The organism is Pseudomonas sp. RW10S2 (assembly GCF_014268985.1).
Taxonomy (GTDB): Bacteria; Pseudomonadota; Gammaproteobacteria; order Pseudomonadales; family Pseudomonadaceae; genus Aquipseudomonas; species Aquipseudomonas wayambapalatensis.
In genome coordinates this window covers 36,108-58,399 of sequence record NZ_JABWRO010000010.1, presented here as the reverse complement: position 1 = coordinate 58,399, position 22,292 = coordinate 36,108, and the positions used below count along the sequence as shown (strand labels likewise).

21 protein-coding genes and 1 pseudogene are annotated in these 22,292 nt (G+C 65.0%); 8 read left to right on the top strand and 14 right to left on the bottom strand.

Features of this window, described 5'->3' with window-relative positions; translation table 11 throughout:
- Positions 1-320 precede the first annotated feature (320 nt).
- Positions 321-731, top strand: a complete 411-nt coding sequence (locus HU729_RS04180) for a DUF2946 family protein (RefSeq protein WP_186708530.1) — start codon at positions 321-323, stop codon at positions 729-731.
- Between the two features lie 63 nt (positions 732-794).
- Positions 795-2,947: pseudogene (locus HU729_RS04175) on the top strand (TonB-dependent receptor).
- On the opposite strand, the gene HU729_RS04170 reads toward HU729_RS04175, so the two are convergent.
- The 5 genes from HU729_RS04170 to HU729_RS04150 are packed head-to-tail and all read right to left on the bottom strand — an operon-like array spanning position 2,944 to position 9,325.
- Entirely contained in the window at positions 2,944-4,155 is a 1,212-nt protein-coding gene (locus HU729_RS04170) for an acyl-CoA dehydrogenase family protein (protein WP_186708529.1), read from the bottom strand. The pseudogene HU729_RS04175 and the gene HU729_RS04170 overlap by 4 nt on opposite strands.
- A 10-nt stretch (positions 4,156-4,165) precedes the next feature.
- On the bottom strand, positions 4,166-5,875 hold the full coding sequence (locus HU729_RS04165) for an ABC transporter ATP-binding protein (protein WP_186708528.1): 1,710 nt from the start codon (positions 5,873-5,875) through the stop codon (positions 4,166-4,168).
- Positions 5,872-6,735 carry an ABC transporter permease gene (locus tag HU729_RS04160; protein ID WP_186665103.1) on the bottom strand — a complete coding sequence of 288 codons (864 nt, stop codon included), beginning with the start codon at positions 6,733-6,735 and terminating at the stop codon, positions 5,872-5,874. Before HU729_RS04160 ends, HU729_RS04165 begins: the two co-directional genes overlap by 4 nt.
- Positions 6,732-7,715, bottom strand: coding sequence for an ABC transporter permease (locus HU729_RS04155; RefSeq protein WP_186665105.1), 984 nt, complete (start codon positions 7,713-7,715; stop codon positions 6,732-6,734). Before HU729_RS04155 ends, HU729_RS04160 begins: the two co-directional genes overlap by 4 nt.
- A complete protein-coding gene (locus tag HU729_RS04150) occupies positions 7,712-9,325 on the bottom strand; it encodes an ABC transporter substrate-binding protein (protein WP_238348300.1) in 1,614 nt (537 codons plus the stop codon). Before HU729_RS04150 ends, HU729_RS04155 begins: the two co-directional genes overlap by 4 nt.
- Before the next feature lie 276 nt (positions 9,326-9,601).
- Between HU729_RS04150 and HU729_RS04145 the strand changes: the two genes are divergently transcribed.
- Entirely contained in the window at positions 9,602-10,213 is a 612-nt protein-coding gene (locus HU729_RS04145; RefSeq protein ID WP_112898414.1) for a LysE family translocator, read from the top strand.
- A 45-nt stretch (positions 10,214-10,258) separates the two neighbouring features.
- On the opposite strand, the gene HU729_RS04140 is transcribed toward HU729_RS04145, so the two are convergent.
- From HU729_RS04140 to HU729_RS04125, 4 genes are all read right to left on the bottom strand, one after another.
- Positions 10,259-12,484: a TonB-dependent siderophore receptor gene (locus HU729_RS04140; RefSeq protein ID WP_186708526.1), complete on the bottom strand. Its 2,226-nt coding sequence runs from the start codon at positions 12,482-12,484 to the stop codon at positions 10,259-10,261.
- Positions 12,485-12,784: 300 nt separating this feature from the next.
- The gene (locus tag HU729_RS04135; protein WP_186708524.1) at positions 12,785-13,999 is read right to left on the bottom strand and encodes a YeeE/YedE family protein; all 1,215 of its coding nucleotides are present in this window, start codon (positions 13,997-13,999) and stop codon (positions 12,785-12,787) included.
- A gap of 102 nt (positions 14,000-14,101) precedes the next feature.
- Complete coding sequence (ykgO, locus tag HU729_RS04130; RefSeq protein WP_054890826.1) at positions 14,102-14,248, bottom strand: type B 50S ribosomal protein L36; 147 nt, start codon at positions 14,246-14,248, stop codon at positions 14,102-14,104.
- Positions 14,249-14,336: 88 nt separating this feature from the next.
- Positions 14,337-15,089: a class I SAM-dependent methyltransferase gene (locus HU729_RS04125; protein ID WP_186665113.1), complete on the bottom strand. Its 753-nt coding sequence runs from the start codon at positions 15,087-15,089 to the stop codon at positions 14,337-14,339.
- 114 nt (positions 15,090-15,203) lie between these two features.
- Here HU729_RS04125 and HU729_RS04120 point away from each other — a divergent pair, with 114 nt between their 5' ends.
- Positions 15,204-15,872 carry a class I SAM-dependent methyltransferase gene (locus HU729_RS04120; protein ID WP_186708522.1) on the top strand — a complete coding sequence of 223 codons (669 nt, stop codon included), beginning with the start codon at positions 15,204-15,206 and terminating at the stop codon, positions 15,870-15,872.
- Between the two features lie 25 nt (positions 15,873-15,897).
- Here the strand turns inward: HU729_RS04120 and HU729_RS04115 are convergent, their stop codons facing one another.
- Entirely contained in the window at positions 15,898-16,803 is a 906-nt protein-coding gene (locus tag HU729_RS04115; protein WP_186708520.1) for a hypothetical protein, read from the bottom strand.
- A gap of 154 nt (positions 16,804-16,957) precedes the next feature.
- Between HU729_RS04115 and HU729_RS04110 the strand changes: the two genes are divergently transcribed.
- From HU729_RS04110 to HU729_RS04095, 4 genes are all read left to right on the top strand, one after another.
- Entirely contained in the window at positions 16,958-17,659 is a 702-nt protein-coding gene (locus tag HU729_RS04110; protein WP_186665119.1) for an AzlC family ABC transporter permease, read from the top strand.
- Positions 17,656-17,970, top strand: coding sequence for an AzlD domain-containing protein (locus HU729_RS04105; protein ID WP_065862729.1), 315 nt, complete (start codon positions 17,656-17,658; stop codon positions 17,968-17,970). Before HU729_RS04110 ends, HU729_RS04105 begins: the two co-directional genes overlap by 4 nt.
- The gene (locus HU729_RS04100; RefSeq protein WP_186665123.1) at positions 17,967-18,800 is read left to right on the top strand and encodes an AraC family transcriptional regulator; all 834 of its coding nucleotides are present in this window, start codon (positions 17,967-17,969) and stop codon (positions 18,798-18,800) included. Before HU729_RS04105 ends, HU729_RS04100 begins: the two co-directional genes overlap by 4 nt.
- Before the next feature lie 63 nt (positions 18,801-18,863).
- The gene (locus HU729_RS04095; RefSeq protein ID WP_054890833.1) at positions 18,864-19,091 is read left to right on the top strand and encodes a hypothetical protein; all 228 of its coding nucleotides are present in this window, start codon (positions 18,864-18,866) and stop codon (positions 19,089-19,091) included.
- Positions 19,092-19,142: 51 nt separating this feature from the next.
- Here the strand turns inward: HU729_RS04095 and HU729_RS04090 are convergent, their stop codons facing one another.
- The 4 genes from HU729_RS04090 to HU729_RS04075 form a co-directional block, all read right to left on the bottom strand.
- Positions 19,143-19,625, bottom strand: coding sequence for a copper chaperone PCu(A)C (locus tag HU729_RS04090; RefSeq protein ID WP_186665125.1), 483 nt, complete (start codon positions 19,623-19,625; stop codon positions 19,143-19,145).
- Entirely contained in the window at positions 19,626-20,234 is a 609-nt protein-coding gene (locus tag HU729_RS04085) for an SCO family protein (protein ID WP_054890835.1), read from the bottom strand. It abuts the gene before it with no gap.
- Positions 20,235-20,519: 285 nt separating this feature from the next.
- On the bottom strand, positions 20,520-21,104 hold the full coding sequence (gene nfuA / locus HU729_RS04080; protein ID WP_063545100.1) for a Fe-S biogenesis protein NfuA: 585 nt from the start codon (positions 21,102-21,104) through the stop codon (positions 20,520-20,522).
- 58 nt (positions 21,105-21,162) lie between these two features.
- Positions 21,163-22,197 carry an acyltransferase gene (locus HU729_RS04075; protein ID WP_186665127.1) on the bottom strand — a complete coding sequence of 345 codons (1,035 nt, stop codon included), beginning with the start codon at positions 22,195-22,197 and terminating at the stop codon, positions 21,163-21,165.
- Positions 22,198-22,292 lie beyond the last annotated feature (95 nt).

Sequence of the window (22,292 nt, the reverse complement as noted above, 5' to 3'; positions counted from 1 at the left end):
GCTCATTTTTGGCTGATCTGTCGCGTTTACCTACGATGGGGTACGCAATGACCGCTTGTCTGAAACTGCTGAACTGATATAGCAGGTTGCGGGCCAACTACGCAGATGAACGAAAATGAAATTCTTCGGCCTGCGCTCCGGGATAGGGCGGCACGCACAACTGGAGAGCGGGTGTGAGCCCGGTTTCGGTGCTCATGGGCATCGGGTCTGTGCCAGATACTGCGATAAAGGGCAGCGCGAATTTCGCCAGACGACGTTGCGACAATCGACCACACCACGACCGCCACCCTCCCCGCCATCCGAATGGTAGATTCGCGGCCATGAAAACCACCCGTCGGACACGTTCGCTGACCGCCTGGACGCTCTATGCCAGCGTGCTGTTCAGCCTGTTGCTCTGTGGCCTGCACCACGGCCAGATGAGCGGCCTGCGTCTGTCGGGCCTGGACGGTGGTTTCTGCGCCCTCGACAGTACCGGCAAAGGCCCGGCCATCGACCTGGGCGACAGCAGCAGCGACCAGCACATGGCCCAGCTCGATTGCCCGGTGTGCTCCTCCTTTGCGCTGGCCGTGCCACTGAGTGGCAGTCTCTGGTCATTCCCTGCGGCGCATGGCGGGCAACCCTCGCCGATCATCGTGCGCAGCTGGGCGCAGCCGCCCCCACGCTATCTGCGCCCCGCCATCCCGCCCCGCGCCTCCCCGTCCGACCTCCCCGCAGCAGCGACCTTCGCCTGACCCCAGGCGGGCACGCCCGTGCCCGTGGGTCAGCCATGACCTTTGCGTGGAAATCACTACAACATGATCCGCAACACTTCTCTGGTGCTCCTGATGGGCGCCACCTGCACCTGTGCTTGGGCCGACGTCGCCCCCGTGCAACTCGACGCCACCACCATCGACGCCGAACAGCAGTCGCCCTCTGGCGTGCAACTGGACGAACCGATTCGCACCGGCTCGCGCCTGGGCCTCACGGCACGGCAGACACCGGCTTCGGTCAGCGTCTCGGACCGCCGGGTGATCGAGCAGCGTGACGCCAAGGACAGTCAGGACGTGATCAACGCCATGACCGGCGTCAATGCCTCGGCCAACCCCGGCTACGGCGGCTTCGTCGCCTACCGAGGCTTCACCCAGAACCAGGTGACCCAGCTCTACAACGGCATCAACCTGGGCTACAGCAGCGCCACCCGCCCGGTGGATGCGTGGGTGCTGGATCGGGTCGAACTGATCGGCGGCCCGTCGTCGTTCCTGCATGGCGCCGGCGCCGTGGGGGCTCGATCAACTACATCACCAAGCTCGCCAGCCGCGACGCGCAAACCCTCGATGGGCGCATCCGCTACGGCAGCTACGACGACTCGGAAGTCGCCTTCGGCATCAACCAGGCCCTGGCCGAGAACCCCGCCGATGCCCGCCACTTCGCACGCCTGGACTTCAGCCACAGCCAGGGTAATGGCTACATTGACCGCAACCAGCGCAACACCGACAGCCTGGCCTTCTCGTTGCTCAGCGACCTCTCGCCCAACCTCACCCACACCTTGGCGCTGGAGTACCAGGAAGACAAAGAGGACAGCCCCTACTGGGGCTCGCCCATCCTGCCGGGGCGCAGCACCCTGAAGATCGACAAGCGCCGCCGCTTCGAAAACTACAACGTCGCCGACGGGCGCTACGAGCAGCGTGTACGCTGGCTGCGTTCGATCCTCGATTACCAGGTGAGCGACACTACCAGCGTGCAGAACACCCTCTACCACTACGATGCCCAGCGTGATTACCGCAACCTCGAAGGCTACCGCTACAACAGCGACGGCAACGTGGTGCGCTCCAGCCCCTACCTGCAACGCCACCAGCAGAGCGTGATCGGCGATCGTGTCGAGCTGCGCCACGACAACAGCCTGTTCGGCCTGAGCAGCCAGTGGTCGCTGGGGCTGGACTGGTCGAGCATGCACCAGACTCTGTACCCGACCTCGGGCAGCTACAGCGACGTGGTCGATCCGGATCACTTCGATCCCGGCAGTTTCTACGACATTCCCGGCGTCAATCGCGGCCTGACCAAACAGCGACGCAACGAGGTGCTCAACCGCGCGCTGTTCGCCGAGAATCGCCTGGAACTGACCGACCGCCTGGCGCTGCTGACGGCCCTGCGCTACGACTACCTGGACATGCAGGTCACCAACTACGGCCCGGTCAGCCCCAGTTCGCCGGCCTATTTCGAGCGCCGCTGGGAGCCGCTGTCCGGGCGCATCGGCCTGACCTACGAACTGACCCCGACAGCCAGCGTCTACCTGCAGTACAGCAACTCCGCCGACCTGCCGGCCGGCTCGCTGGCATCGGCGACCTATTCCAACGTCGGGTTGTTCGACCTGTCCAAGGGCGAGCAGTGGGAGGCCGGTAGCAAGTTCGACTTCCTCGACGGACGCGGCGCCGCCACCGTGGCGGTCTACCAGATCGTGCGCAAGGATTTCGCGGTGCGTGACTCCAACGACCCCAACCTGACGGTCCAGGCGGGTCAGCAGACCTCGCGCGGTATCGAGCTGTCCGGGCGCCTGCAGGTCACGCCCAGGCTGTTGGCCGAGGCCAACTACGCCTATGTCGATGCCCGTTACGATGAGTTCAACGAGGCGGTAGGTGGTGTGTCGGTGTCACGCAAGGGCAATGCACCGGTGAACGTGCCAGCCAATGTCGCCAACCTGTGGCTGACCTATGCCTTCACCCGTGACTGGTCGGCCGGCGTGGAAGCCCGCTACGTCGATTCGGTCTACGCCGACAACGCCAACAGCCTCAAGGCCCCCGCCTACACCCTGTTCGGCGCCTTCGCCCGCTATCGCCTGGACGAGCACACCACCCTCACCGGCCGTGTACGCAACCTGACCGATGAGGTGTATGCCAAGCAGGCCTATGGGCAGCAGTACTACATGGGCGCACCGCGTACCTTCGAGGTGGCGATGGATGTGAAGTTCTAGAACAAGCCGGACACCGGTGGGCGGGTGCCCTTGAGCAGCCAGGCACCCACCACCGCCGCCTTCCACTGCCGTGGATTGTGGTTGGCCACGGTGCGGGCGTTGCGCCAATGGCGGTCGAGATTGTGCGCACGCCCGGTGGTCGACGCGCCTCCCACGTCGAACACTGTCTCGGCCGCCTTGAGCGCAAGCTCCGCCACCAGGTACTGGGCCTGCGCGACTTCGAGCGCGGCCTGCTCCACCGCCGCCTCGTCCGACTGCGCCGCCCAGGCCCGGTCGATCGTGGCGGCCGCCTTCAGCACCAGCGCCTCGGCGCCATAGGCGCGCGCCGCGATATCGCCCACGCTCAGTTCAACATAGGGATCGTCCACCGAACGACTGGCCGTACTGTGCTTGATCGGCCGGGCATGCTCGCGGGCGAAACGGGTGGCGTCGTCCAGCGCATTGCGGGCGATCCCGGCCAGCACGGTGCCCAGGAACAGTTGCAGGAACGGCGTCACCAGCGTGCGCTTGCCCTCCTCCACGGTACGCGTGCGCAGTTCGCGCGCCTCCACCCGCACATTGCGCAGGTGCGTGGTGCCGCTGGCGGTCAGGCGCTGGCCCATGGCATCGAAATCATCGACCAGCTCCAGGCCGTCGCGGTCACGCGGAAGGATGAACGACACCGGTTGCTCGTCCTCATCCAGCGCCACCGCGCTGACATAGTCGGCGAACAGCGCCCCGGTGCTGTAGAACTTGCTGCCATTGGCGCGATAGTGGTCACCCTCGCGGACCAGCCGCGCAGCGATGGCACCATTGGCGCCGCCCAGTTCCCAGCCTGCATTGCCGATCACCGCACCTTGCAGGTAGCGCGCAAACCAGCGCTCGCGCTCCTGTTCGGCATCGTCTGCGCCCGACACCAGCAGGCCCTCGACAAAGGCGAAACCCGGGCGCAGGGCCTGGGCAACGTTGGAGTCGGCCGAGGCGATCTTCAGCAGCAATTCGATGACATCGCTCACCGTGCCACCGGGCCCACCATAGCGGGTCGGGATGCGCACGGTGTAGAGCCCGGCCGCAGCCAGCCGGGCGATGGCTTCGAACGGCAACTGGCGCTCACGCTCGCGCTCGGCCGCACCGGCGGCGATGTCTGGCAGCAGCGCATCGATGCGCGTCTTCAAGGCCTCCACAGTGGCGGCCGGCGCCTGGGAGGGGAAACGTTGGAAGGTGGTCATGGGGCAATCCTTAAATGGCGATTTTCCAGAGGCGTGATTCATCGAACAGGTCGAAGGCTTCGTGTTCCAGGTCCAGCGGCGGCACCACCAGCTCGGCGCCGCTGCCCGGCAGGCGCGGCACCGAGCCGAGCAGGCGGCGGGTGTATTCGTGGGCAGGCTGCTCGAACAACTGCTCGACCGGCGCATGCTCGACCACCTGGCCATGGCGCATCACCAGCACGTCATCGCTGACATGGCGAATCACCCCCAGGTCGTGGGAGATGAACAGATAGGCCAGACCCAACGCATCCTGCAGGTCGGCCAGCAGGTCGAGCACCTGGGCTTGCACCGATACATCCAACGCCGACACAGGCTCGTCGCAGATGATCAGCTTCGGCTCACTGGCGATGGCGCGGGCGATCGCCACACGCTGGCGCTGGCCGCCGGAGAGCTGCAACGGCCGGCGGCTGGCCAGGCTGGCCGGCAGGCGCACTTGCTCGAGCAGCACCTGGATACGCGCCGGGCGCGCGGCGGCCTCGACGCCCGCCACCTGCAAGGCGTCATCAAGGATCTGCGCCACGGTCCAGCGCGGGTCGAACGAACCCAGCGGGTCCTGGTAGATCACGCTGATCTGCTGGCGTAGCGGGCGGCGGCGGGCTTCGCTTACGGCATCGTTCGGGCGGTTCCATGGCTGGCCGCGATACAGCACCTCGCCCTGGTCCGGTTGCAGCAGCCCGAGGGCAATGCGCGCGACCGTGGTCTTGCCCGAGCCGGACTCACCGACGATGCCCAGGGTACGCCCGGCACGCAGGGTGAAGTCCACGCCCTGCACCACCTGGCGCACCACCCCGTCAGGGCCGGTGTAGCGCTTGCCCAGGCCTCGGGCCTGCAGCAGCACCTCGCCAGGCACGGCGCTACGCGGTACACGCTCGCCCGCACGCGTTGGCGAGAGGCGGCTGCCACGCGGATGCTCCGCCGGCACCGCGGCCAACAGCGCCTGGGTATAGGGATGCTGTGGCTGACGCAGCACCTGCTGCATCGGCCCCTGCTCCACCATCTCGCCATGGCGCAGCACCACCACCTCATCGGCCAGTTGCGCGACCACCGCCAGGTCATGGCTGATGATCAGCAACGATGCACCCCGCGCCTTGATCTGCTGGAACACCTCAAGAATCTGCGCCTGGACCGTGGCATCGAGCGCAGTGGTGGGTTCATCGGCGATCACCAGCGCCGGTTCCAGTGCCAGCGCACTGGCGATCAGCGCTCGCTGGCGCAGCCCCCCAGAAAGCTGGCCTGGCCGCTGCCGCGCACGCAACGCCACGTCCGGCACCCCGACCCGTTCGAGCAGCGTCAGTACGCGCGCAGCGCGCTGCACCCGATCTCCATAGCCATGGGTCTGCAACACCTCGAGGATTTCCTTGCCCACGGGCCGCAGCGGGTCGAGCGACACCAACGCATCCTGCAGCACGAAGCCGATATCCTTGCCACGCACCGCACGCCATTGACGCTCGCTCAGGGCCAGCAGGTCGCGACCGGCAAAGCCCAAGGTGCGCGCGGTCACCTCGCCACGCGCGCCCACCAGCCCAACCAGGCTGCGGGCGCTGACGCTCTTGCCCGAGCCAGACTCCCCCACCAGGGCCACACAGCGACCCGGCGCCAGGGTAAAGGACAGTTCGCGCACCACACTGCGGCCTTCGAACGTCACGTTCAGGCCATCGACGATCAAGGTCTTGTCGCTCATGGCAGGCGGCCCTCCAGGCGGTGTTGAAGGTAGCGTCCGGCCGCGGTGGTCGCCAACGTGGTGAGCACGATGAACAGGCCGGGGAAAAAGGTCAGCCACCAGGCGCTGGCAATGAAATCACGGCCCATCGACAGCATGGTGCCCCACTCAGGCGCAGGTGGTCGGGCACCAAGCCCCAGGAAACTCAGGGCAGATGCCCAGACGATGGCTTGACCGACGCCCATGGTCAGGGTCACCACCAGCGGGCGCATGGCATTGGGCAATAACTGACGCAGGACAATGCGTGCGGTCGGGTGCCCCAGCGCCCGCGCCGCTTCGATATAGCCCGAATTGCGTACCGCCAGCACCTGGCCACGGACCATCCGCGCATAGCCAGGCGCCCCACCCAGCCCGGTGGCGATGATCAGCGGACCGACACCGCTGCCGAACACCGCCACGAACAGCAGCGCCAGCACCAGGCTGGGAAAGGCGAACAGCACCTCCAGCAGCCAGCCCACGCCACGGTCTACCCGCGCCCCGCCCAATCCGCCGAGCAGCCCGAGGCTGACGGCGATGGTCATCGACAGCAAGGTTGCCGCCACACCGATCAGCAGGCTCTGACGCGCGCCATGGACGATACGCGCGAAGATGTCGCGCCCCGACTGGTCGGTGCCCAGCCAGTGCGTCCAACTCGGCGCCTGGAACGCCTCGCGCGGCACGATCGCCAGCGGGTCGATGCGGGTGAACAGCCCAGGCGCCAGCGCCGCCAGCAGCAGCGCGAGCAGGAACAGGATCGCCAGGCTCGCCCCCAGCGGCGGCCACTGCAAGCGACGTTGTCGACGCAGCGGCGCCTGGCTGTGTTCCAGAATAAGGTCGCTCATGCGCTCGCCTCCTGTTGGCGTGGGTCGATCCATTGGTAGAGCAGGTCCACGAGAATGTTGGCCAGCACGTAGGCTGCAGCCACCACCAGGGTGATGCCGATCACCAGCGGCAGATCCTGCAGTTGCACCGCCTGGTACAACTGACGGCCCACCCCCTTGCGCGAGAAGATCACTTCGCACACCACCGCCCCGCTGATCAGCGCACCGATGGCCCAGCCCGACAGTGACACCCCCGGCAGCAGGGCGTGGCGCAGGGCATGCCGGAAGCGCACGGCCAGGTCGCTCAGGCCACGGCTGCGGGCGCTGAGAATGAAGGGCTGATCGAGAGTCAGCTCGAGTGATTCACGGGTCACCTGGGCGATGAATCCTGCCAGCGGAATGGCCAGGGAGAATGCCGGCAGCACGAGGCTTGCGAGGCTGTCGCTGCCCGCCGGCGGGAACCAGCGCAAGCCGAAGGCGAACACAGCCAGCAGCACCACCCCCAGCCAGAAGTGCGGCAAGGCGGCGCTGAGGGTTTCGGCCAGCGAGGCCAGCCCGCCGATGAGCCGGCCACGGCCGGCGGTGACCACCGTCAACAGCAGCACCAGCAACCAGGCCAGCACCAGCGCGGCGAACGTCAGCTCGAGGGTTGCCCCGGCCTGTTCGGCCAGCACTCGGGTCACGGGCTGGTGCTGGGAGTAGGACTGGCCCAGGTCGCCCTGCACCAGACGCCCGAGATACAGCACGTATTGCACCGGTAGCGGTTTGTCCAGGCCGTACTCGCGCCGGGTCGCCTCGATGGCTTCCGGCGTCGGGTTGCCGGTGGTGCCGCCAAGAATCGCCAGCACCGGGTCGCCCGGCATCAGGCGCAGGGCGAAGAAGGTCAGGGTCGCCACCGCCCACAGCACCAGCAGGCCGCCGCCCAGGCGAATGGCGGCGCGGCGTGCGAGCGCACCCAGGCGCTCGCGACGGGGATCGGTCAGGGTCGTCGGGTCGCTCATTTGCTCACCCATGCGTCATAGAGGTAGGTCACCGCCAACGAGGGCTCCAGGCGCACGCCGTGGGCCGTCTTGTAGAGGCCCAGCCGCGTGCTCTGTGGGTAGGTGGTCAATTGCAGGTACTGGCTGGCGGCCTGTTGCTGGGCCTTGAGGTACAGCGCCCGACGGCGCTCCGGATCCTGTGTGGCCAGGGCGTCGTCGAGCAGCGCATCGAAGCCCGGATCTGCAAAGCCCGAGGAGTTCTGGTGATAGCCGCCGACACCTGCCGGCTGGACGAACGCCGAGCCAAAGATGATGCGCAGCACATCCGGGGTGTTGGTGTTCCAGTAACCGGTGCGGATGTCGTAGTCCCAGGCGGCCTGGCGCGCGGTGACCTGGGCGTCGCTCATCTGATCGATCACCAGTTCCAGGCCAGCCTGGCGGGTGGTGGCCTGCACCTGCTCCCAGAGGGTCAGTTCCGAAGGCGGTGTACGCGCGCCGATCAGCACCACCGCGCTCAGGCGCTTGCCATTGCGGGTGCGGTAACCCTGCGCATCACGCGCGGTCCAGCCGGCGGCGTCGAGCAATCGGGCGGCGCGCTGCGGATCGTAGTCCTGGCTGCGCTCGAAATCGCCGCTGTAGAACGGCGTGGCCACGCTGAGCGGGCCACCGGCTCGCGGAAACTCGCCGAAGTACACGCTCTTGAGCGCGCCTTCGATATCGGCACTGCGTACGAAGGCTTCCCGCACGCGGATATCGTCGAACGGCGCCCGGCGCAGGTTGAAGGTGCCGTTGGTGGGGTTGCCGGGGCGCTGGGCGATGATCAGCTCGACATCCGGATTGCGCCGCGCAGCCTCGTGCGACTCGGGTGGCACGCTCTCGATCACGTCGACCTCACCGGCCTGCAGCGAGGCGAAACGCACCGAAGGCTCCTGGATGAACTTCCACACGATGCGCTCAAGATACGCCGGGCCCTGGTGCCTGGCGGTCGGAGGCGCCCAGTTGTAGTCAGGGTTGCGCACCAGTTCGACCTGGTTCTGCCGGTCCCAGCGCACCACCTTGAACGGCCCGCTGCCCACCGGGCTTTCACAGTTCTCGTCACGGCTGCGCTTGAGCGCGGTGGGCGACTGGATGCCGAGAAAACCTTGGGCGAGCACTTCGAGGAAGGCGGCGTAAGGCGTGGCCAGGTGCACCACGGCGGTGTATTCGTCGACGATATCGGTGCCGCGATACTGGCGGATATAGCCGCCCGCGGTGCTGGACTGGGTCTTGGGGTCGGCCATGTGGTCGAGATTGGCCTTGACCGCCTGGGCATTGAACGGCGTGCCATCGGTGAAATGCACGTCGCGGCGCAGGTGGAAGGTGTAGCTCAGGCCGTCGGCGGACACCTGCCAACGCTCGGCCAGCCAAGGACCGATACGGCCGTCGCTGTCCATCGACACCAGCGAGTCGAGGTACTGCTGGGCCACGAACACTTGCGGCATGTCACCCGCCACATGCGGGTCCAGGCAGGTGGGCTCACGGTCGGTGGCATAGACCAAGGTTCCGCCGTGCAGCGGCTGGTCGCTGCGCGTCGTGACCTGCTCGGCACGCTCGCAGCCAGCCAGGGCCAGCACGGCACAGAGCGGGATCAAGGGGAAGTTGAGTCGGTTCAAGGGCGCTCCTGCGGATGACTGGGCATGCAGGGGCTTTTGCAGAAGTTGTGCCGGGTTTCAACCCACTGATTTTGCTGGAGTTTGCCAAATATGCGGTGATCGATGGCGGGCAAAGTGTGCGCAGGGTGTTGGCACGCCAACAGTTGAACGTCCAGATCATACCCATGCGCTAAGGACAAGCGGCCCTATACTTCGCACTCACAGGGCCGCTTGCGCGCAGCGGGCCCGCCGCCCCTTCCCCTACAAGGCGTTCTCATGGCACTCGACACCTGGCTCATCTACCTGCTGGCAAGCATCGGCCTGTCTCTGACCCCGGGTCCCAACAGTTTGCTTGCCCTGACTCATGGCGCCCGCTACGGCGCGCGGCGAACGCTGTTCACCATCCTCGGCGGCATGTGTGGTTTCAGCGCCCTGATCGCCCTGGCGATGTTCGGGCTGAGCGCACTGCTGCAAACGTCCGGCTCCGTGCTGCAAGTGCTCAAATGGGTCGGCGGCGCCTATCTGCTGTGGCTCGGCATCCAGCTCTGGCGTGCCCCACCCCTGCACCTGGACCTGGCCCAGGGCCAGACCCGGCTGGGAAATGCCGGTTTGTTCCGCCAGGGTTTGCTGTCGGCGCTGTCCAACCCGAAAGTGCTGCTGTTCTATGGCGCCTTTTTGCCACAGTTCATCGACCCGCAACGCGGCCTGGCCCTGCAGTTCATCGTGATGGCGGCGACGTTCGCCTGCGTGGAATGCCTGGTCGAATACCTGCTGGCACGCCTGGCCGGTCGCATCAGGCCGTGGTTGGCCAAGGGCGGCAAGGGGTTCAACCGCTGCTGCGGCGCGCTGTTCGCGATGATTGCGGTAGCGCTGCCGCTGGGGCGCTGAACCTGGCCTGCGAGCGCTTGCACGTCGCAGGCCAGGCGCAGGACGCTACAACGACCAGTCCAGGCTGACCATCAGGGTGCGCGGTTCGCCGTTATAGACGCCGTTGTAGAACCCCAGGTTGTTGTAATAGTGCTCGTCGAACAGATTCTTCACGTTCACCGATGCCGACAGGTGTTCGTCGATCTGGTAGCGGGCCATCAGCCCGACCACCGAGAACGCCCGCTGGCTCATGCGGTCTCTGGCGGTGATGATGCCACCCGATGCATTGCGCCCCACTGGGCGGTTACCGACACCAAAGGTGTGGCTCTGCCAGTCGAGGGTGCCGCCCACGGTCAGTTTTGGCAGCACCTTGTAGGTGCTGGAGAAACGCACCAGGTTCATCGGTCGGGCAGTGTCCTTGCGCGTCTTGTCGCCGCGCAGGGCGTGGGTGTAGCTGTAGCCCAGGCTCATCTGCCAGTCCGTCATCACCTCGCCTGCCAACTCGGCCTCGAAGCCCTCGACCACCGCCCCCTTGCCACCGGACTTGTAGTACTGCTCGCCGTTGGGGCCTGGCGGCACCGAGTCGTCGACCTCCGCAACGTTGTCCTGCTTGCTGCGGTACACCGCGGCGCTGAGGTTGGCCCGGTCCTCGAACAGGCTGCCCTTCAGGCCCAGCTCGTAGACCTTGCCCACGACCGGGTCCAGGTACTTGTCGCTGATGTCCTTGTTGGTCTGCGGGTTGAAGATGTCGGTATAGCTGACATAGACGGTGAATTGCTCATTGAGGTCGTAGAGCACACCGGCATAGGGCGTCCACTGGTCGTTCTGGGTCTGCTCGCTGCGGGAGATGTCGCTGACCGCCAGGTTGTCATCGTAGCTCCAGGACTTGCTGGTGGTCTTCCAGCTGCCGTAGCGGCTGCCGAGTACCAGGTGCAGGCGATCGGTAGGGTTGAGCCGGGTGGCGATGTAGCCGGCCTTCTGCTCGATGCGCGAGCGCGATTCATCCAGGCCAGTCTTGCGATCGTAGAACTTGGGAATACCGCCCATGTATTTCCAGTCGGGAATGATCGCGTAGCCCTGCGGATCGTTGCGGCCGGTGTAGTACGGCGAGCTGTCGCGTCGCTCGGAAACCCCGTAGCCGATCATGAAATCGTGGGTACGACCCAGCAACTGATAGGGGCCTGCAAGGTTGAAGTCCACGGCATCCATCTGCTCCTCTCCGGAGAAATGGCTGCTCCAGGCCTTCATGCCGCTGCGGTCGGCCTCGGGGAAGCCGTTGCCGCCATAGTAGACCTTGCCGTCGCTGTCGCTTTGCCGATGGGTGTAGGCCGCCTTGAGCAGCCAGTCGTTGCCCAGTTGCTGGTCGAGCGTGGCGAACACCGTCTGGTCCTTCAGTGGCCAGGACGACCAGGGCGCCGCCAGGTTGGTCGAGCGTGGCAGGTTGGCCTTGCTGCCATCGGCGTTCCAGTAGGGCACGGTGCCCCAGCTAGAGCCCTGGACATGCTTGTTCTGGTAGTCGTAGCCGACCGCAAGCACCGTGCTGTCGGTGAGGTCGGCCTCGAGGATGCCGTAGGCCACCTCACGCTGGGTCTGGTAGTGGTCCATGTACGATTTGTTGTCGCGATAGGCCAGCACCGTGCGCCCACGCAGGCGCCCGTCCCAACCCAAAGGGCCGCCAACGTCCACGTAGCTGTAGTAGTTGTCGAAACTGCCGGCACTGATGCCGGTCTTCACCGCCAGCTCATGGGACGGGCGCTTGCGTACCATGGCGATGGTGCCGGAGGGATCACCCGCGCCGGTGGTCAGGCCGGTAGCGCCACGCACCACCTCGATACGGTCGTAGATGATGGTGTCGGAGTCGGACTTGAGCCCCGAGAAGGTGTTGAGCATCCCATCGATCTGGAAGTTGTTGATCGAGTAGCCGCGCGCATAGTACATCGGTCGCTCGGAGTCGTTGCGCTGGACGGTCACGCCAGTGACGTGGCCCAGCGCTTCGGACAAGGTGTCGAGCTGGAAGTCGTCCAGTTGCTGGCGGGTCAGCACCGAGACCGATTGCGGGGTTTCCTTGATCGACAGGTTCAGGCGCGTGGCGGCGCTCATACTGCCGGTGGTGTAGGAGCCGGTGTGCTCGGTGGTGCTGCCCAGGCCCTGGGCGAGGATTTCGGTGGAGCCGAGCTCCAGTACGCCTTCCTCGGAACGCTTTTCGCGCTCTTCGGCCACCCCTGCCGGGCTGATGACGGTGGCGCACAGACCCAAGGTGAGAGTCATGCTACGGCTGATGGGCGCGAACATCGCTGCCTTCTCCTTGTTCGATTCGATGAAAGTCCTGGATACCGGTTGGCCGGCATTCACATGAAAACGAATCTCGGATGAGAATCGTTATCGAATTGTCATCAAAACGAAAACAGAAGGTCAGCAGGCGGGGTTCAGTGCCTGAAGCGGACGCACGCGATCGTCATTAATCGAGAAAATAAATCTATATTTATCAATGGTATAAGAAACATACATGAAGTTATTTATAGAAAAACCTCATGTAGTTTCTCACCATTTCACAGGCGCTGATCGCTTACGCCTCAGCGCCCTGAAAGCACCTCAGCAACCGGTCAGGGTTGCTGCTCGTCGCTCGCCAGCGAAGAACAGCGGGCGCAGTCGCACACCGATCAGGTTGCCGGCGTAGGCCGCCACCAACCACAGCCAGCCATGCACGCTGCCCGAGGCGATGCCGCTGAAATAGGCGCCGATGTTGCAGCCATAGGCCAGACGCGAACCGTACCCCAGCAGCAGGCCACCAATCACCGCGGCGATCAGCGAGCGCATCGGGATCTTCAGGCTCGGCGCGAAGCGTCCCGCCAGACCGGCAGCGAGCAAGGCACCCAGCACGATCCCCAGGTCCATCACCGTGGTGATGTCCTGCCACAGCGGTGCAGCCAAGGCCTTGGCGTTGGCCGGCGACTGCCAGAACACCCAACTGCCCACGTCCACGCCCAGCCCGCTCAAAGTCTTGGCACCCCACAAGGCGAAGGCCGAGGTGATACCCCAGGGGCGTCCGGCCAGCGCCAGGGTGGCGTAGTTGAGCAACGCCAGCGCGATTGCGCCCCACAGCAGTGGCCAAGGCCCACGCAGGAAACGGCGCAGGCCTTGATGCTCGCTGCTCACGGGCGCTTCCAGCGCGCCGTGGCGACGCTTCTCCAGCACCACGCTGACCCAGGCGATCACCGCGAACAGGCCGAGGCTGGCCACCAGCGCAGGCCCCATGCCCCACGCCTGGACGATCGAGGTGGCCGGAAATGAAGGCAGGGCGAACCACCAATCGGCATGGTGGGTCGCGGTGACCGAGCCGATGATGAAGAACAGCAGCGTCACCAGCATCCGCGCATTGCCGCCCCCGACAGTGAACAGCGTGCCCGAGGCACAACCGCCGCCCAGTTGCATGCCGATACCGAAGATGAACGCGCCGAACACCACCGACACCCCGGCAGGGGCCACAAGGCCGGTGACAGGGCTGCCGAACAAGCTGCCCGCCGACAGCGCCGGGAAGAACAGCAGGACCGCCAGCGCCAACATGACCATCTGCGCCCGCAAGCCCGCGCCACGGCGTTCATTGATGAACACCCGCCAGGCCGAGGTAAAGCCAAAGGCGGCATGGTAGAGGGTCAGGCCCAGCGCCGCGCCGACCAGCAGCAACAGCACCTGCTTGAAACCGGCATTGAGGTTGAGGAACCAGGCGCCTGCCAGCAGCAGGGCCAGGGCAATCAGCGGCGCGCCAAGGCGGCGCGGCTCAGGTGTGACGGTAGCGGAAAAACCCATTGAAATACTCGGATAACAGTCGAACGGGCGGCGAGTATACCGCCGCACATTCGCGGATGGGAGCAACCGTCTTGCTCACACCCTTGAAAACAGGCCTGCCGCTCAACCGCGCTTCTTCTTCACTCCACCTTGGCGCGCCTTGAAACGCGGGTTCGACTTGCAGATGACATACAGGCGGCCGCGGCGCTTGACCACCTGACAGTCGCGGTGGCGCAGTTTGGCGTGCTTGAGGGATGACAAGACTTGCATGGCGATGCTCCGATACGACGATTAATAATGTAATAACATTACATTAACGAGAATCATTAGCGATTGGCAAGCCCCCTCTCCCACTGCGTCAGCGCTTGTTCGCCCAGACCCCGAATGCCATGTCGCCGATATAGATCCCTTGCGACTGCATGCGCTCGGCATCCAGCCGTGCCTGTAGCGTTTCGATCCCCACCTGGCGCGCCGTGGCGATGCCGTGCTCGAGGATTCGTGGCAGGCACGCCCGTATGATCGCTGCCAGCCCGTAGGGGCTGTCCGGGGTCTGCAACAGGCATTCGGCGCGCAGGCTCTGCACCTGCAATCCGGCTTCAGTGAGGATGCGATGCAGATTGAAGCCGATGTGCAGGTCTGCCCCTTCATGGGCGAGCATTCGCTGGAGCCACTGCTGGGCGCGGCGATGCAGCGGGAAAGGTTCCAGACTCGCGGGCGTCAGGGTGCTGTCGTGCTCCTGGAACACCAGCACGCCGCCAGGCAGCAACAACCTGGACAACCTGCGCACGGCCAGAACGGCGTCTGGTTGGTACATCAGCACCCGCCGTCCGACGATGGCGTCGAACAGCCCCAGGGATTCGGGCAATCGATGCAGGTCGCACGCGACGAACTCGACCAGGGCATGGCCCGAAACAGGCGAACGCTGGCGTGCCAGTTCAAGCGCAGCCACGGACTGGTCGATCCCGACCACCGCCCCGTCACGCCCGACCAACTCGGCGAGCAGCACACTCACATCACCCGCTCCACAGCCGACATCCAGCACTCGCATGCCAGGGCCGATGCCCGCGTCTACCAGCAACCGGGTGGTGAAGTCCGTCGTCGAAAGTGCCATGCGCTGCTCCTTGTCCGGGGAAGCCAGTGTGGCGGGGGCATGGGCCGATGCACAAGTCTCGGGGCAGCGTTGCACTAGAATGCTGTGCATCGCCCACTGCACGCAGGCCAACCAATGCCCAATCCCACCACCCAGTTGCTGGACAGTTGGCAGCACAATGCCAAGGCCTGGATCGAGGCCGTGCGCAGCGGCAGCATCGCCTCGCGCCGCCAGGTCACCGACCAGGCGATCTTGCTGGCGATCCTCGGCTGCCAGCCGGAGCGCGTGCTCGACCTCGGTTGTGGCGAGGGCTGGCTGCTGCGCGCCTTGGAGGGCCGGGGAATCGAGGCCGTGGGAGTAGACGGCGACAGGACCTTGGTCGAGTCGGCCAGGGCGGCAGGCTCGACGCAGGTGCACCTGGCCAGCTACACGCAACTGATTAGCGCCGAGGTGGAGATCGGTCGGGATTATTCGGCGATCTGTGCCAACTTCGCCCTGCTGCACCAGGACATCATCCCGCTGCTCGCTGCCCTGGCGCCGCTGCTGGCACCAGACGGCGCACTGGTGATCCAGACCCTGCACCCGTGGAGTGCGGCTGCGGGAAACTACCAGGATGGCTGGCGGGTAGAGTCCTTTGCAGGTTTCGAGGGCAACTGGGAGCCCATGCCCTGGTATTTCCGCACGCTGTCCAGCTGGCTTGCCGCACTGGACATGGCAGGTTTCAACCTGTGCACGCTGCAGGAGCCGCAACACCCCCAGAGCCCGGTGCCGCAGTCGCTGCTGCTGATCGCGCAACCCAAGTGAAACGCTGGTCGGCCACTGAGACGGATCAGGGCAGTTCCGCGTAGAGGCTGGCCACATGCGCTTCCAGTTCCTGCGCGGGCGGTGACAGGTGCAGGACGCGATTGCGACCGCCTTCGGCGAGCAGGTAGCCGCCCTTGCCATCAGGCACGATCGACTGCGGCGCCTTGAGGAAGGACAACACGGTATGCCGCTTACCCTCGGCATCGATGCGCAGCAGACGCGCGCGATGCGTGGAGTCTTCGCTGATCCACAACCCGCGCTGGTCGCAGAACAGGAAGGTGGGATTGCGCAGTCCCTCGGCCACTACCGGGTCTTCACCCCCTTCGTTCAGCGCACGGATCTTGCCGGCAGCCTTTTCGGTATAGAGCAATTGACCACCGCTGCAGCGTGTCAGCCCTTCGGTTTCAGTCAGTGCCGAGCGCAGCACTTGCACCTGGCCGCTGTGCCAGTCATAGCGCATCAGGCGGCCATCGCCCTTGCGGTCCTCGATGGCGTAGAGGTGGTCGCCGTCGTTCCACAGGCCTTGCACGCTTTCGCCGTTGAACAAGGCGGTGATCCGGCCATCGCGAGACAGGCTGACCGGGGCCAGCCCGCCCTCCTGGCTGAACACCCAGCCACCCTCGACCGCAACCATGCCGTCAGGCTTGGACAGGCCATCGACCACCACCACCCGCTCCCCTTGTGGGGTGATCTTGAGAATGCTGCCCAGCCCATCGTCCAGCTCGCGGCTGACCAGCAGACTGCCATCGGCCAGCGGCAGCAGTGAGGCGGCCTTGGCCACGTCACGGTGGAGCACCTGCACGTGCCAGCCCTCGGAGGCCTGCACCGGGTAGAACGTCTGCCAGGCAAAAAAGCCCAGGGCACAGGTGACGACTCCGGCTGTCGCGGCCAAAGTCAGCCTGACGCCACGCTTGCGCAACACTTGAATCATCGATCGCTCCTTACTGTCGCGGCGATCCTAGCAAGGGGATGTGAAAAAAATGTCGTGACAGAACGCATCGCACCGGTAAACGAGCAAGATCGTTCAAGCCAGGCAGCTTTTTCCTCTGGCATGCTGCCCATCCCTGCCTTTGTCCGTAGCCGCCATGTCCAGCAGTCCGCCGCTCGCCCGCCACGCCTTCACCCAAGGCACCGTCGCCATCCTGCCGTTATCGCTCGCCGTTGCGCCCTGGGGGCTGCTCGCAGGCTCCATGGCCATCGAAGCCAACCTCAGCGCCTGGCAAGGCCAAGGGCTGTCGGCGATCGTCTTCGCCGGGGCTGCGCAACTGGTGGCGATCGGCATGCTCAAGAGCGGCGCCGGGCTGCTGTCGATCCTGCTGACCACCCTGCTGCTGACGTCGCAGCACCTGCTTTACGGTTTGTCCATGCGCCCGGTGGTGTCGGGGCTGCCGACCCGCTGGCGATTGGGGTTGGGCTTTCTGCTCACCGATGAACTCTTCGCCCTGACCAGCCACCACGACCAGCAACAGTTCAACCGTTGGTATGCATTAGGCGTGGGCCTGACCTTCTATGTGGCCTGGAACCTGTTCACCCTGGCCGGCATCATCCTCGGCCAGAATATCCCGCACCTGGACCAGCTCGGCCTGGACTTCTCGATCGTCGCCACCTTCGTCGCGTTGATCACGCCGCTGGTACGCAGCGTACCGACCCTGGTGTGCGTGGCGGTGTCGCTGTTCTGCTCGGTGCTGTTCAGCCATTGGCACTGGGAGACGGCGCTGGTCGCCGCCGGCCTGCTGGGCATGGCTGCGGGTTTTGTCTGTCAGAAATTCGCTGGGAGCCGCTCATGATCTGGCTGCTGATCGTCGCGATGGGCGTGGTGGTGTTCCTCAATCGCTATGTCTTTCTCGAGCCGCGCCTGCCCTTGCGCCTGGGCTCCAACGTGCGCCAGTTCCTCGGCTTCGCCGTGCCAGGGATGCTCACGGCAATCTGCGGGCCGATCATTTTCCTGCCCGAGCATCAGTTGAACCTCGACCCGCTCAATCCCTACCTGCTTGGCTCGCTGGTGGCCATCGCCCTGGTGCTGTTGACCCGCAGCGTATTGCTGAGCATGCTGGCGAGCATGCTGATCTTCTTTCTCCTGCGCAGCTGGCTGACATGAGCACGCCCCTGCGCGAACAAATCCACCTGTGGCAGGCGCCAGCCCTCGGCGATGTCGAGATGCTGCACGCCCGCTATGTACAGCAGCGCTTTGCGCCGCATGTGCACGAAGGCTATGTGTTCACCGTGATAGAGTCCGGCGCCCAGTGTTTCTGGCACCGCGGCAGTGATCACCTGGCGCCGGTCGGCAGCGTGGTGCTGATCAATCCCGACGAATTGCACACAGGTGCCAAGGCCCACGAGGCAGGTTGGCGCTACCGTGCGTTCTATCCGGAACACGAACGTGTCACCGGGGTGCTCGACGAGCTGGAGCTGGGCCGCCACGGCTTGCCGCACTTCAGGCAGAGCGTGGTGCAGGACCCGACCCTGGCGGCGGCCTTCAGCCGCGTGCACCGCCTGTCGGAGGCCGGAGCGAGCGCGCTGGAGCAGCAAACCGCCTGGCGCGATGCGGTCCTGGCGCTGGTACAACGTCATGGCCATTGCAGCGAACCTGCTGCCCCCGGTCACGAGCCGGTGGCCGTGGCACGGGCCCGCGAACTGCTGGAAAGCCAACTGGCCGATCCGCCTTCGCTGGAGGCTCTGGCTGCGGCGGTCAACCTGTCACCTTTCCACTTTGCCCGGGTGTTTCGCCAGGCCACCGGACTGCCGCCCCATGCCTGGCTCAAGCAGCGTCGGCTGGCCCGCGCCCGAGAGTTCCTGCGCCGTGGCCTGCCAGCTTCGGAAGTGGCCTTTGCGCTGGGCTTCGCCGACCAGAGCCACCTCAGCCGGCAGTTCAAGCAGGCCTTCGGCGTGACGCCAGGCGCCTACCGTCTCGCCTGCCTGCACCACTGACCCATCGCCCGGCAAGACCGCCAGCCGCTGCTACACTGAGAGGGCTGAACGGAGGATCCTGCCATGTCAGAACGAGAGCTCACCACCCTCATCACGCTGATGAACCAGCGCCAGGCCTGCCTGAGCAGCGCCTGCAAGGAAATCGCCGACTGGATCGACCGGCAGGGCGATGTGCCCTCGGCTGGCAAGATCCGCGCGAGCCTCAAGGCCCTGGAGGCCGACGAAGCCCAGGTTCGCAAGACCCTGACTTCGCTGACCATCGATCGGCCGCTGCCGCGATTCCGTAGCTGAACGACAGCAGGCTGAAAGAACAAGGGCCGCTTTCGCGGCCCCTGTAGGTACTCAGTGCTTCATGTGCATGTGGTCGTGCCCGGCGTCCATCTCGGCGGTCAGCGGCTTGACCGGCGCCTGCACCTCAATTGTCTGCTTCTGGCCCTTGGCATCTTCGATGGTCAAGGTCAGCGGCACTTGCTGGCCTTCCTTCACCTGGTCGTTCAGGCCCATCAACATCACGTGAAAACCGTTGGGGTCGAGGGTGACCGGCTTGCCAGCCGGCAGCTCCACCGCCTTCACTTCACGCATGCCCATCACATCGCCATTCATGGTCATCTCGTGCACCTGCACGGTCTTGGCCACCGGCGAAGCCACGCCCACCAGCTTGCTGTCGGTGCTGGCGGTCAGGGTCATGAAGGCACCGGTGGACTGCTGGTGCGGTACGCTGGCGCGCACCCAGGCGTCGCTTACGGTGGTGTCGGCCAGCGCCGGCAGTGCCAGGCCCAGCAGGGCGAGAGCGGCCAGGCCGCGCTTGATCGGTTGCATCGACATTCAGCAGATCTCCATCAGGGTGCGCAGGTCTTCGGCGCATTCCTGAGCATTCAGGGAATGGCCCAGACTCAGGCGCAAGGTGCCACGCGTATCGTAGACGTAGCTGGTGGACGAGTGGGAAATGGTATAGGTGTCGCCGGCAGGGACCTTTTCGTAGAACACCTTGAACTCCCGGGCCACCTCGTCGATTTCTTCCGGGGTGCCGGTGAGGGCGACGAACGAGGGGTCGAAGGCCTTGACGTAGGCGTCCAGCACTTCAGGGGTGTCACGCTCCGGGTCCAGGGTGATGAACACCACCTGGAACAGATCACGGTCACGGCCCTTGAGCAGTTTGCGGATCTGCGCGGCGCGTGCCAGCGTGGTCGGGCAGACCGCCGGGCACTGGGTGAAACCGAAGAAGATCATCGGCATCGAGCCGTAGAAGCTCGACAGGGTACGCTCGTTACCCTGAGGATCCTTGAGCTTGAACTTGCGCCCGAGGATCTCGTTGCTCATGTTCTTGCCGTACTTGAAGTCCAGGCCCCGGGCCGGGTTGCAACCCGCCAGCAGGCCAAGCCCCAGTACGCCCATCCCGGCGACAACTGCGCGCCGGGTCAGTAGATCAGTCATGGAACCATCCTTTACAGGGAAGGTGCCGGCCCTCGAGCAGGGCCGGTCGAAAAACCGGGGCATTCTGGCATGACACCCCCGCACCATCCAGACGACCTTTGGCAGATCGGGCTGCAGCCCTTGGTTTACGGGCTGCGGCCTGTTGTCGCAGGGCTTGAAACAGTAACACTTTGTTGCTAGGCGAAGACATTTTTGGCGGGCAGCGAATGCAATCGCGGGGCAAACCCGCTTCTACAGGCACGACGCCGTACCTGTAGGAGCGAGCTTGCCCCGCGATAGTGCCTATCAGTAGTAGGCGTTCTCTTTTTGCGTGTGGTCAGTCACGTCACGCACACCCTTGAGCTCCGGGATGCGCTCGAGCAGCGTGCGCTCGATGCCATCCTTGAGGGTGACGTCCGCCTGGCCACAGCCCTGGCAGCCACCGCCGAACTGCAGCACGGCGATGCCGTCATCGACCACATCGACCAGGCTCACCTGACCGCCGTGGCTGGCAAGACCGGGGTTGATCTCGGTCTGCAGGTAGTAGTTGATGCGCTCGTTGATCGGGCTGTCTTCGTTGACCATCGGCACCTTGGCGTTCGGCGCCTTGATGGTCAGCTGGCCGCCCATGCGATCGGTGGCGTAGTCGACCAGTGCGTCTTCGAGAAACGGCTCGCTGACGGCGTCGATGTATGCGGTAAAGCTCTTCAGACCCACGGCGGTGTCGTCAGGCTTTTCTTCGCCCGGCTTGCAGTAGGCGATACAGGTTTCGGCGTACTGGGTGCCCGGCTGGGTGATGAAAACGCGGATGCCGATCCCGGGCGTGTTCTGCTTCGAGAGCAGATCGGCCAGATAATCATGGGCGGCGTCGGTAATGGTTATAGCGCTCATGGAAGTTCCTCACAGACTTGTCGCCCAGTGTACGTCATGCCAAGCCTCGAACAAAGTCCTAGTAATTGACTCGGGATAGTGCCGGTTGCGCCTGGCGCATCCCCCGCACCCCGAACCAGGCCTTGAGACGGCGGTACAGGCCGCGCTCCAGCCACTGGTAGCTGAACCACGACATTAGTCCGATTGACGGTACGCAGAAGGCGAACACCAGATACGGATTGAGCCGCAGCCGCTGGCTGATGAACCAGCCTCCCCACAGCACCAGCACATGGGTGAGATACACCGAGTACGAACAGTCGCCCAACGCCTTGAGCACCTGATTGCCACGAAAGTACGGCTCCAGTGCGACAAAGGCCAGCACCACCATCGCACTGGGCAAGCCCCAATGCAGCAGGCGCTGCGAAGCATCGAGCTGGTACAGCGCATACCCCGCCGCCGCCAGCACCGCCAGCGGCAGCCACAGCCCCTCGCGGATCAGCCCGCGCCGATACAGCACACCCAGGCCGATGCCCAGCAGGAACTCGTAGATGATGTCGTTGTTGTAGAAGCGGCTGAGCACCCCCAGGCGCCCCAGCACCTCACTGACCAGCAGCAGCGCCGCAGTGACCAGCACCAGGTGATGACGCTGGCGCACCAGGAACGCCAGGCCGAACAACAGGTAGAAGAACATCTCGAAGTTCAGCGTCCAGCCCACATTGAGCGTGGGATAAAGCCCGTAGCCACCCGGGTTTTCCGCGGGCACGAACAACAGCGACAGCACCAGGTGCTGCCACTCGAACACCTGGTGCGGCATCCAGCGGCTGGCCACTATTAACAGCAGGGCCATGAGCAAGGTGTAGAACCAGTACGCCGGGACGATGCGCAAGGCGCGGTTGAGCAGGAATTCGCGCGGGGCGATGACTTTGTCGCGGGTCGAGAGGTAGATCACCAGGCCGCTGATGACGAAGAAGATATCGACCCCCACCGCTCCGCGCTCGGCGAGCAGGCGGCCGACGGGGCCTTTGGCATTGAAATCGAAGAAGATCTGCATGAAGTGGTGGCAAACCACCACCCAGGCGGCGAACGCCCGGAGAGCCTGAAGCGAATACAACATGGGTTGTCCTGCGGTTCTTGGTGCATTCAGGCCCGCGATGGGCTGCAACGCATCCCCGGGGCCACCCACAGGTCCGACCGCAGAATGCCGGGAAA

Bases quoted from the DNA above. Each gene is read 5' to 3' on its own strand.
- HU729_RS04110 (WP_186665119.1), top strand. From the start codon at position 16,958: ATGTCCAGCAGTCCGCCGCTCGCCCGCCACGCCTTCACCCAAGGCACC.
- HU729_RS04155 (WP_186665105.1), bottom strand. From the start codon at position 7,715: ATGAGCGACCCGACGACCCTGACCGATCCCCGTCGCGAGCGCCTGGGT.
- HU729_RS04105 (WP_065862729.1), top strand. From the start codon at position 17,656: ATGATCTGGCTGCTGATCGTCGCGATGGGCGTGGTGGTGTTCCTCAAT.
- HU729_RS04120 (WP_186708522.1), top strand. From the start codon at position 15,204: ATGCCCAATCCCACCACCCAGTTGCTGGACAGTTGGCAGCACAATGCC.
- HU729_RS04125 (WP_186665113.1), bottom strand. From the start codon at position 15,089: ATGGCACTTTCGACGACGGACTTCACCACCCGGTTGCTGGTAGACGCG.
- HU729_RS04090 (WP_186665125.1), bottom strand. From the start codon at position 19,625: ATGTCGATGCAACCGATCAAGCGCGGCCTGGCCGCTCTCGCCCTGCTG.
- HU729_RS04115 (WP_186708520.1), bottom strand. From the start codon at position 16,803: ATGATTCAAGTGTTGCGCAAGCGTGGCGTCAGGCTGACTTTGGCCGCG.
- HU729_RS04165 (WP_186708528.1), bottom strand. From the start codon at position 5,875: ATGAGCGACAAGACCTTGATCGTCGATGGCCTGAACGTGACGTTCGAA.
- HU729_RS04140 (WP_186708526.1), bottom strand. From the start codon at position 12,484: ATGTTCGCGCCCATCAGCCGTAGCATGACTCTCACCTTGGGTCTGTGC.
- HU729_RS04095 (WP_054890833.1), top strand. From the start codon at position 18,864: ATGTCAGAACGAGAGCTCACCACCCTCATCACGCTGATGAACCAGCGC.
- HU729_RS04100 (WP_186665123.1), top strand. From the start codon at position 17,967: ATGAGCACGCCCCTGCGCGAACAAATCCACCTGTGGCAGGCGCCAGCC.
- HU729_RS04180 (WP_186708530.1), top strand. From the start codon at position 321: ATGAAAACCACCCGTCGGACACGTTCGCTGACCGCCTGGACGCTCTAT.
- ykgO (WP_054890826.1), bottom strand. From the start codon at position 14,248: ATGCAAGTCTTGTCATCCCTCAAGCACGCCAAACTGCGCCACCGCGAC.
- nfuA (WP_063545100.1), bottom strand. From the start codon at position 21,104: ATGAGCGCTATAACCATTACCGACGCCGCCCATGATTATCTGGCCGAT.
- HU729_RS04075 (WP_186665127.1), bottom strand. From the start codon at position 22,197: ATGTTGTATTCGCTTCAGGCTCTCCGGGCGTTCGCCGCCTGGGTGGTG.
- HU729_RS04135 (WP_186708524.1), bottom strand. From the start codon at position 13,999: ATGGGTTTTTCCGCTACCGTCACACCTGAGCCGCGCCGCCTTGGCGCG.
- HU729_RS04085 (WP_054890835.1), bottom strand. From the start codon at position 20,234: ATGACTGATCTACTGACCCGGCGCGCAGTTGTCGCCGGGATGGGCGTA.
- HU729_RS04170 (WP_186708529.1), bottom strand. From the start codon at position 4,155: ATGACCACCTTCCAACGTTTCCCCTCCCAGGCGCCGGCCGCCACTGTG.
- HU729_RS04145 (WP_112898414.1), top strand. From the start codon at position 9,602: ATGGCACTCGACACCTGGCTCATCTACCTGCTGGCAAGCATCGGCCTG.
- HU729_RS04160 (WP_186665103.1), bottom strand. From the start codon at position 6,735: ATGAGCGACCTTATTCTGGAACACAGCCAGGCGCCGCTGCGTCGACAA.